Consider the following 9454-nt stretch of genomic DNA (forward strand, 5'->3'; position numbering starts at 1 on the left):
TCGGAGTACCCGACCGGGGATTCAGGAAGCCTTGGCCTTCGCCTTGTCGGCGTCGGCCGCGGCGGCCGGAGCGGGGGCCGGCTTGGCCGCCTCGTAGAACTCCTCGCGGGGGTTCTCCATGGCGCCGAGCGAGACGACCTCGCGCTTGAGGAACATCGCCAGCGTCCAGTCGGCGAAGACCCGGATCTTGCGGTTGAACGTCGGCATCGCCATGCCGTGGTACGCGCGGTGCATGTACCAGGCGAGACGGCCCTTGAGCTTGATCTTCATCTTGCCCATGACGATCATCGCGACGCCCTTGTGCAGGCCGAGACCGGCGACCGCACCCTTGTTGGCGTGGCTGTATTCCTTCTGCGGGAAGCCGCGCATCCCGGACACCACGTTGTCGCCGAGGATCTTGGCCTGCCGCAGCGCGTGCTGCGCGTTCGGCGGGCACCAGGCGTTCGGGTTGCCGGCCTTGCGGCCGACCAGGTCGGGCACCTGCGCGTTGTCGCCGGCGGCCCAGATGTAGTCGGTGCCCTGCACCTGGAGGGTGGCGGCGGCGTCGACGTGGCCGCGCGGGCCGAGCGGCAGACCGAAGCGGGACAGCGCCGGGTTCGGCTTGACGCCCGCGGTCCACACGATGGTGTTGGAATCGACCTCGAGGCCGTTGTTGAGCTTCACGTGGCCGTCGACGCAGGAGTCCATGCCGGTCTTGAGGTAGACCTCGACGCCGCGGCTCTCGAGGTGCTCCTTGCCGTACGCGCCGAGCTTGGGACCGACCTCGGGGAGGATCTTGTCGGCGACGTCGACCAGCAGGAAGCGCATGTCCTCGCGCTTCACGTTGTTGTAGTACTTCGCGGCGTCGCGGGCCATGTCCTCGACCTCGCCGACGGTTTCCGCACCGGCGAAGCCACCGCCGACGAAGACGAAGGTCAGCGCCTTGCGGCGGACCTCCTCATCGGTCGTGGAGTCGGCCTTGTCGAGCTGCTCCAGCACGTGGTTGCGCAGGCCGATGGCCTCTTCCACGCCCTTCATGCCGATGCCGTTCTCGGCCAGGCCGGGGATCGGGAAGGTGCGGGAGACCGCGCCCATCGCGATGACCAGGTAGTCGAAGGGCAGCTCGTACGCCTCGCCGACCAGCGGGGCGATCGTGGCGACCTTGCGGTCCTGGTCGATGGTGGTGACCCGGCCGGTGAGCACCTCCGCCTTGGGCAGCACACGTCGTAGCGGCACCACGACATGGCGGGGGGAGATGCTGCCGGCGGCAGCTTCAGGGAGGAAGGGCTGGTACGTCATGTACGAGCGCGGGTCGACGACCGTGACGGTCGCCTCGCCGTACCGCATCTTCTTGAGAATGCGGCGTGCCGCGTACAGGCCTACGTACCCACCGCCTACGACGAGGATCCTGGGACGCTCCGTGGTGCTCATGCAATCGAGTATCCACCCCCACATGGGGGGTCGCTCGTGAGCCCCTTCACAAGCACCTGGAGGGCATCTGCTACACTCCGCCGGCTCCGTGACCGACGCCATAGTTCAAGAGGGAACCACCGTGCCACACAAGGCGTTGGAGACCCCTGTTGATCAGGGATTGTCGGCCTCCGGGCGGCTGGACCACGGCCTGTGCACGCCCCTCGCCAACTCCCCGGACGCCGCGCATTCTCCGGGTCGAGAGGCCCCGTAACCTTCGAATGCGGGTCGGACGATCAGATTGTTCGTCCAAGGAGCGGTTTTTTCATGTGAAGGATTTCACGAACTTTCTCCGCGGGCCCGTCCGCGAGACCCCCCGAGGACCCGGAAATCGCGCTCGGACGGGCACCCCACCCGCTCAAAGGGCCAGCCGGCAGAGGCCGTTAGGCCCCTGCCGCACCGCGCGCCGGCTCAGCCGGCCAGGCTCCAGGCGATGCCGTCCAGGATGTCGTGCTCGCTGACGACGACCTCCGCGGCGCCCACCCGCTCCATGATCGACAGCAGCACCAGCGCGCCCGCGGCGATCACGTCGACCCGGCCCGGGTGCATGACCGGGATGGCCGCGCGCTCGGCGTGCGTGGAGGACAGCAGCCGGGCGGTGGTCTCGCGGACCTGCGCCAGCGGGATCCGGGAGTGGTGGATGGCCGCGGAGTCGTAGTGGTCCAGGCCCAGCGCGATGGCGGCGACCGTGGTCACGGAGCCGGCCAGGCCCACGAGCGTGGCGGCCTCGCCCAGCGGGACGGTCCGCTCGGCGTGGTCCAGCGCGACGGCGACATCGGTCCTGATGGCGTCGATCTGCTCCGCGGCGGGCGGGTCGGTGAGCGCGGCGTGCGAGGTGCCCGCCGGGGCTCCGCGGCCGGCGGCCGGGTGCACCAGGTGCCGCTCGGTCATCCGGACGCAGCCGACGTCGACCGACCGGGCCGCGCGGACGGAGCCGTCGCCGAGGACGAACTCGGTGGAGCCGCCGCCGATGTCGACCACCAGGAACGGCCGCTCCAGATCGGTGCGGCCGCTCAGTTCCTTGGTGGCGCCCTGGAAGGAGAACTCCGCCTCCTGGTCGCCGGTGATCACCTCGGGCTCGACGCCCAGGATGTCCACCACGCCGCGGACGAAGTCCGCGCGGTTCTCCGCGTCCCGGGAGGCGGAGGTGGCCACGAAGCGGACCTGCTCGGCGCCCAGGTCCTTGATCACCGCGGCGTACTCGCGGCAGGCCGCGAAGGTGCGCTCCAGTGCCTCGGGCGCCAGCCGTCCGGTGCGGTCCACGCCCTGGCCGAGCCGGACGATCTGCATCCGGCGGTCGAGGTCCGTCAGCTCGCCGGTCGCCGGGTCGCAGTCCGCGACCAGCAGCCGGATGGAGTTCGTACCGCAGTCGATGGCGGCGACCCGCTTCACCTGGCGTCTCCTTCGGGGGCGTCCTGCGCTTCGGTGTCCTTGGCCCCGGTGTCCTGGCAGGGGGTCACGCACGGCCCCTTCTTCCACCACTCCGGGAGCATCGCGAGGGCCTCGTCACCGAGCGGGTTGACGCCCGGCCCGGCGGCCAGCGAGTGGCCGACGAGGACGTGCAGGCACTTGACCCGGTCGGGCATGCCGCCGGCGCTCGGGAAGCCCTGCAGCACCTCGATGGCGTCCCGCCGCCGGATGTAGTCCTCGTGCGCCGCGCGGTAGGCGGCGGCGAGCGCGGGGTCGGCCGCCAGGCGCTCGGACATCTCCTTCATCACGCCGTTGGCCTCCAGCGTGCCGATCGCGGAGGCCGCGCGCGGGCAGGTGAGGTAGTAGAGCGTGGGGAAGGGCGTGCCGTCCTCCAGGCGCGGCGCCGTCTCGACGACATCCGGCTGGCCGCAGGGGCAGCGGTGCGCGATGGCGCGCAGCCCGCGCGGCGGACGGCCCAGCTGCTCCTTGAAGGCGGCGATGTCCGCGGCGGTGGGCTCGGTGGGCTCGGTCTGGGGCGGGGGCGTGTCCATGTGCGCTTTCGGTGAGGTGAGTGGTGAGCGGGGCGGGCGGACCGTCCCGCGTCCGACAGTACGGGGCGGCGCCCGCCGGCGGTACGGGCCCGTGCCCTACCGCTTGTCGGCCGAGTCGACGGCGTCCCAGAGATTCTCGTACCAGGGGCGCTGCGCGGCCCGCGGCCCCTTCGGTGCGGAGCCGGTGCCGGAGCCGTCCTGGACGAGGTAGCCGGTCTCGCCCGGCATGACGTAGTGAAGGTGGCGGCGGGCCTGCTGGCGGACGTACTCCGGGTCCTGCCAGCGGGCCTGCTGCTCGCGCAGCCGCTCCAGGGCGGCGCCGGCCTGCCGCGCGCGGTGGCGCTGGTCGGCGATGTCGGAGCGCTGGGAGACGTACTGCCTTATCGGGTAGGCGAGCGCGACGACCAGCGAGCACATCACCAGGGCCAGCAGGGCGGCGCGGCCGGTGAGGCGGTTGCGGCGGGGCGGGCGGGCGCGGTAGACGCGGGCGGCGGCCTGTTCGCCGAGCGCCTTGAGTCGGGTGGCGGTCGAGAACCGGTCCGCGGGCACGTCGTCTCCCCTTCACTGACGGACGCCTGACTGCTGAAGCAGACGCGTCCCCGGCAACGGTACGGGACCGTTGCCGGGGACGTACGGGGTGCCGGGCGGTTGCCTCGCCCGTTCAGCCCCTGCCGCCGCGGTCGCCCGGGGCGGCGGGGCGCCGCGGGTCAGCTGCCGTGGCGGAACCGCGGGAAGGCGGAGCGGCCGGCGTAGACCGCGGCGTCGTCGAGGATCTCCTCGATGCGCAGCAGCTGGTTGTACTTGGCGACGCGCTCGGAGCGGGCCGGGGCGCCGGTCTTGATCTGGCCGCAGTTGGTGGCGACGGCGAGGTCGGCGATGGTGACGTCCTCGGTCTCGCCGGAGCGGTGCGACATCATGCACTTGAAGCCGTTGCGCTGGGCCAGCTCGACGGCGTCCAGGGTCTCGGTCAGCGAGCCGATCTGGTTGACCTTCACCAGCAGCGCGTTGGCGGAGCCCTCCTCGATGCCGCGGGCGAGGCGCTCGGGGTTGGTGACGAACAGGTCGTCGCCGACCAGCTGCACCTTGGCGCCGAGCTTGTCGGTGATGACCTTCCAGCCGGCCCAGTCGTCCTCGAACAGCGGGTCCTCGATGGAGACCAGCGGGTAGGCCGCGACCAGCTCCTCGTAGTACTCGGTCATCTCGGCGGCCGAGCGGTCCTTGCCCTCGAACTGGTACGTGCCGTCCTTGTAGAACTCGGAGGCGGCGACGTCCAGCGCGAGCGCGATGTCCTGGCCGGGCGCGTAGCCGGCCTGCTTGATGGCCTCCAGGATCAGGTCCAGGGCCTCGCGGTTGGAGCCCAGGTTCGGGGCGAAGCCGCCCTCGTCACCGAGGCCGGTGGACAGCCCGCGCTCCTTCAGGACCTTCTTGAGGGTGTGGTAGACCTCGGCGCCCCAGCGCAGCGCCTCGGAGAAGGACTCCGCGCCGATCGGGGCGATCATGAACTCCTGGATGTCCACGTTGGAGTCGGCGTGCGAGCCGCCGTTCAGGATGTTCATCATCGGCACGGGCAGGACGTGCGCGTTCGGGCCGCCGAGGTAGCGGAACAGCGGGAGGTCGCTGGCCTCGGAGGCGGCGTGCGCGACGGCGAGGGAGACGCCGAGGATGGCGTTGGCGCCGAGCGAGCCCTTGTTGTCGGTGGCGTCCAGGTCGAACATGGCCTGGTCGATCAGCCGCTGCTCGGTCGCGTCGTAGCCGACCAGCTCCGGGCCGATCTGCTCGATGACGGCCAGGACGGCCTTCTCGACGCCCTTGCCGAGGTAGCGGTTCGGGTCGCCGTCGCGGAGCTCGATGGCCTCGAAGGCGCCGGTGGAGGCACCGGAGGGCACGGCGGCACGGCCGGTGCTGCCGTCGTCGAGGCCGACCTCGACCTCGACCGTGGGATTACCTCGCGAGTCGAGAATTTCGCGGGCTACGACGACGTCGATGGACGGCACGTTGTCTCCTTCGTGGGTGTCTGGAGTTCTCCGGCACGAGCCTAACGGCCCCGGGCACGTGAGCTTGCCCTTGGCCCGCTCCGTGGGACGGAATTACGGCAGGAAGAGCCCAAAGGCCCTGTTCACGGGACCTTTGACCGCATTGCTCGCGCACCGGCCGACGCCGTGGAACGGTGCCGGTCAGCGGCCTGCGCCGGCGGTGGATCCCGCCGGTGCGGGCCGGGGTGTGAGAAACCCCGCCGCGGCGCGCCGGGGGGTAGGGCGCGCCGGACGGGGTTGTCTCACGGAGGAAGCGGGCCCGCCGCTCGGGCCGGCAGGAGTTCCGGTGAGGAAACGGCTCAGACGTTGAGCTTCTGGCCCGGCATGATCAGGTTCGGGTTGCCGCCGATGACCGACTTGTTGGCCTCGTAGACCGACTTCCAGTTGGTGCCGTGGGCCTTGGCGATCTTGGCAAGGGTGTCGCCCGCCTTCACGGTGTAGTTGCCGTGGCCCAGCGACTTGCGCTCGGTGGAGCGCGAGGCGCGCTTCTCGGGCGCGGCCGGGGCCTTCTTGGCCTCGGGCTTGGACTCGGTCTTGCCGGAGTCCTGCTGCGGGGCGGACTTGGTCTGCGAGCCGGAGGTGTCGACGTTCGCGGCGGGACCGCCGGCGGTCAGGTTGCCGGCACCGGCGCAGGACCAGGCACCCGGGCCCTGGATGGCGAGGAGCTTCTCGGCGGCGGCGATCTGCTGGCTCTTGGAGGCCAGGTCGGCGCGCGCCGCGTACTGGGTACCGCCGGCGGCGGCCCAGCTGGAGTTCGAGAACTGCAGGCCACCGTAGTAGCCGTTACCGGTGTTGATCGACCAGTTGCCGCCGGACTCGCACTGGGCGACCTTGTCCCAGGTGGAGACCGAGGCGGCGGAGGCGGAGGTGGCGCCCATCAGCGGGACGGCCACGGCCGCACCGGCTATGCCGGCCAGGGTGGCGACGCGGACGGCCTTGGAGGGACGACTGTGCTTGCCTTTGTTGATCAGCATGGTTCGTTCGTTTCCTCACCGACGCCTGCGAGGTGAGCTGTCGGGTTCGGGCTGTGAGTGGCCCGGCCGTGTGCGCATCGCACGTGGCTTCACCCCAAGCCGGTCGCCCGCTTCCGCGGGCGGGGCCGGCACTTACCTTGGTTCCCCCGCTCCTGCCTACGGCGCTTGCGCGTCAACTGCCCCCGGTCACCGGCAGGATTCGGCGTGCGACCGGAGGGCCCGCTTTGGCGAGCGGTCCTGACGTTAAGCAGCAACCCCCGTGGTGTTCAAACCCCACCATCTGCGCCAAGTTGACCGATTTCGATCACGACCGGGACACATCTCCGCAGGTGGGGCCCGGTGCGCCGGGGCCGGACGGTCCCGGGCCCCCTGAGGTCAACGAGACCCTTGTCTCACTTTCACCAAAGGGGGCAAAGGGGGACGAACTAGCCTGCGTTCCGCCCGAGATCGAGCACCTGGCCGGGCTGTATCAGGTCCGCGTCGGAGCCGATGACGCCCTCGTTGCGGTCGTAGAGGGCGGCCCAGCCGCCGGCCAGCCGGTGGGCCGTGGCGATGGCTGACAGGCTGTCACCCGGGCGCACGGTGTAGTCGCCGCCGGCCGCCGGGCCCGAACGGTGCGCCTCGCCGCCCCGCGAGGCCCTGCCGGCGCCGTCGCCCTGGCCGCCCTGGTCGTCCTGGCCGTTCTGACCGGTGCGGCCGTCCCGGCCGCCGTCGCCGCCCTTGTGATCCGCACCGCCGCGGTGCCTGCCCTGCGCGGGCGTCTCGCGCGGCGTGCCGGTGGTGTCCGGGCGGCTGCCGGCGTCGGACGGGTCGGCGGACGGCGAGGGGTCCGCGTGCCCGTCGCCGGACGCCGCCGAGCCGGACGGGTCGGGCGTGCCGGACGGGTCGTCGCCGCCGGGGTCCGTGGCGTCGGGCGAGGGCGTCGGCCCGTCGGACGGCCCGGTGCCCGGGTCGTCGCCCGGGTCGTCCTGCCCGCCCGCGGACTGCGAGCCGTCGTGCATGCCGGACGAGCCCCAGGGGTCCGTGGTGTCCGCGTCGTCGGACGGGTCGGGCTCCGGGGTGGCGGTGCTGCCGGGATTGACCTCCGGCGCGCGGCCGTCGCGGGCCAGCCCGGCGTCCGTCGCACAGCTGGTCCACACGCCCGGACCGCGGTGGTCGAGGATCGACTGGGCCACCACGATCTGCTGGGCGCGGCTGGCGAGGTCGGGGCGCGAGGCGTAGGCGGAGCCGCCGTAGGTGTCCCACAACTCCTGGGTCAGCTGGAGGCCGCCGTAGAAGCCGTTGCCCGCGGCCGCGCTCCACTCCCCGCCGCTCTCGCACTGGGCGACCTTGTCCCAGGTCGTGGTGTCGGCGGCGTGGGCGCCGCTCGCGCCGAGCAGCGGCAGGGCGATGCCCGCGCCGGTCACTCCCGCGGTGACAAAGATGGCCGGTGCCTGACGGGGGCGACGGTGTCGGCCGTTCCCGGAACGCATGCGGATGCCTTTCGCGCGGTGGAGTTGTCGGACGAGCTTCCGACGGACTTCCGGCCGGGGCGGGCAGGGCAGCACCAATACACCGGTTCACCGCTCCCCCGCTTCGGCCGATCGAATGAAGCCGTCGATCGTCGGTCGAAAGGTAGCCGGGGTCACGGGTAGTCACAAGTCGGTGTAGCGCAGATCACGCAATGGTCACGCGGCTGACGCGCTGTCAAATATGACCTTGCCGCTGGTCAGGGACGCTCGGGGGTGAACTCCACCGGCAGTGACCGCAGTCCGCGCATGATGAGCCCGCCGCGCCAGCGCAGCGCGTCCGGTTCCGCGGCGAGCCGGAGGTCCGGGAGCCGGGTCAGCAGCGTCGCCAGCGCGGTCTGCCCTTCGAGCCGGGCGAGCGGGGCGCCCAGGCAGTAGTGGATGCCGTGCCCGTACCCCAGGTGCTGGTTGTCCCGCCGGGTCAGGTCGAGGACGTCGGGCTCGTCGAAGCGCGCCGGGTCGCGGTCGGCGGCGGCCAGCACCACCAGGACCGGGTCCCCCGCGGCGATCCGCTCGCCGCCCAGCGTCAGCTCCTCGGTCGCGAACCGCCAGGTCGCCAGCTCCACGGGGCCGTCGTAGCGGAGCAGTTCCTCGATGCCGGTGGCGAGCAGGTCCAGGTCGCCGGCCTCGATCGACTTCTGCAGCAGCTCGCGCTGGGCGGGGTGGCACAGCAGCGCGTAGGTGCCGTTGCCGATGAGGTTGACGGTGGTCTCGAAGCCGGCGAAGAGCAGGATGAACGCCATCGCGGCGACCTCGTTCTCGGTGAGGTGCTCGCCGTGGTCGGAGGCCCGGATCAGCGCGGAGATCAGGTCCTCGTCGGGCTCCGCGGTGGCCCCGAGGGTCGCGCGCTTGCGGTGGATCAGCTCGGCGAGGTAGCCGCGCATCTTCTTCACGGAGCGGGCGACGCCGCCGCGCGGTCCGCCGCCGTGCCGGATCATCATGCCCGCCCAGTCGCGGAAGTCGTCCTGGTCCTCGCGCGGGACGCCCAGCAGGTCGCAGATCGCGTAGATGGGCAGCGGGAAGGCGAACTCATGGATCAGATCGGCCTCGCCGCGCTCCGCGAAGCCGTCGATGAGCCGGTCGGTCAGCTCCTGGACGCGCGGGGCGAAGGCGGCGACCCGGCGCGGGGTGAACGCCTTGGAGACCAGCCGGCGCAGCCGGGTGTGGTCCGGGGGGTCGATGTTGAGCAGGTGCGTCATCAGGTTGGCGCTGCGCTCCCCCGGGATGCCGACCTTGCCCTTGCCGTGCGCGGACTCGCTGTGGTGGACCGGGTTCTTGGACAGCCGGCCGTCCGCGAGCGCCTGGCGCGCCTCGGTGTAGCGGGTCACCAGCCAGGCCTCGACGCCGCTGGGCAGCCGGGTCCGGTGCACCGGCGCGTGCTCCCGCAGCCAGGCGTACGCCGGGTACGGATCGGCGGCGAACTCCCAGGTGAACAGCTCGGGAGGGGGCTCGGGCGCGGATTCGGGGGCCGGCTCGGCGGCCGCGGCGGCGGGGCGGCGGGCGGTGGCGTGGGCGGCCGCGGCGGGGGT

8 protein-coding genes and 1 riboswitch are annotated in these 9454 nt (G+C 72.0%); all 8 genes read right to left on the minus strand.

Annotated features, from left to right (window positions below; translation table 11 throughout):
* Positions 1-21 precede the first annotated feature (21 nt).
* Positions 22-1410 (minus strand): NAD(P)/FAD-dependent oxidoreductase, encoded by a 1389-nt coding sequence (locus tag IEY78_RS27120; RefSeq protein ID WP_189102615.1) that lies wholly within the window; start codon positions 1408-1410, stop codon positions 22-24.
* Between the two features lie 450 nt (positions 1411-1860).
* On the minus strand, positions 1861-2841 hold the full coding sequence (locus IEY78_RS27125; RefSeq protein WP_189102617.1) for a Ppx/GppA phosphatase family protein: 981 nt from the start codon (positions 2839-2841) through the stop codon (positions 1861-1863).
* Positions 2838-3410 (minus strand): DUF501 domain-containing protein, encoded by a 573-nt coding sequence (locus tag IEY78_RS27130; protein WP_189102619.1) that lies wholly within the window; start codon positions 3408-3410, stop codon positions 2838-2840. Before IEY78_RS27130 ends, IEY78_RS27125 begins: the two co-directional genes overlap by 4 nt.
* Before the next feature lie 96 nt (positions 3411-3506).
* Positions 3507-3959, minus strand: coding sequence for an FtsB family cell division protein (locus tag IEY78_RS27135; protein ID WP_189102621.1), 453 nt, complete (start codon positions 3957-3959; stop codon positions 3507-3509).
* 158 nt (positions 3960-4117) lie between these two features.
* Positions 4118-5404, minus strand: coding sequence for a phosphopyruvate hydratase (gene eno / locus IEY78_RS27140; protein ID WP_189102623.1), 1287 nt, complete (start codon positions 5402-5404; stop codon positions 4118-4120).
* 338 nt (positions 5405-5742) lie between these two features.
* The gene (locus IEY78_RS27145) at positions 5743-6417 is read right to left on the minus strand and encodes a transglycosylase family protein (RefSeq protein ID WP_189102625.1); all 675 of its coding nucleotides are present in this window, start codon (positions 6415-6417) and stop codon (positions 5743-5745) included.
* 7 nt (positions 6418-6424) lie between these two features.
* A riboswitch (cyclic di-AMP (ydaO/yuaA leader) is annotated at positions 6425-6591 on the minus strand.
* A gap of 251 nt (positions 6592-6842) precedes the next feature.
* On the minus strand, positions 6843-7889 hold the full coding sequence (locus IEY78_RS27150; RefSeq protein WP_189102627.1) for a LysM peptidoglycan-binding domain-containing protein: 1047 nt from the start codon (positions 7887-7889) through the stop codon (positions 6843-6845).
* A gap of 236 nt (positions 7890-8125) precedes the next feature.
* Positions 8126-9361 (minus strand): cytochrome P450 family protein, encoded by a 1236-nt coding sequence (locus IEY78_RS27155; RefSeq protein WP_189102635.1) that lies wholly within the window; start codon positions 9359-9361, stop codon positions 8126-8128.
* Positions 9362-9454: the final 93 nt, after the last annotated feature.

This window comes from Streptomyces kronopolitis (genome assembly GCF_014646275.1).
In the GTDB taxonomy this organism is placed as follows: Bacteria; Actinomycetota; Actinomycetes; order Streptomycetales; family Streptomycetaceae; genus Streptomyces; species Streptomyces kronopolitis.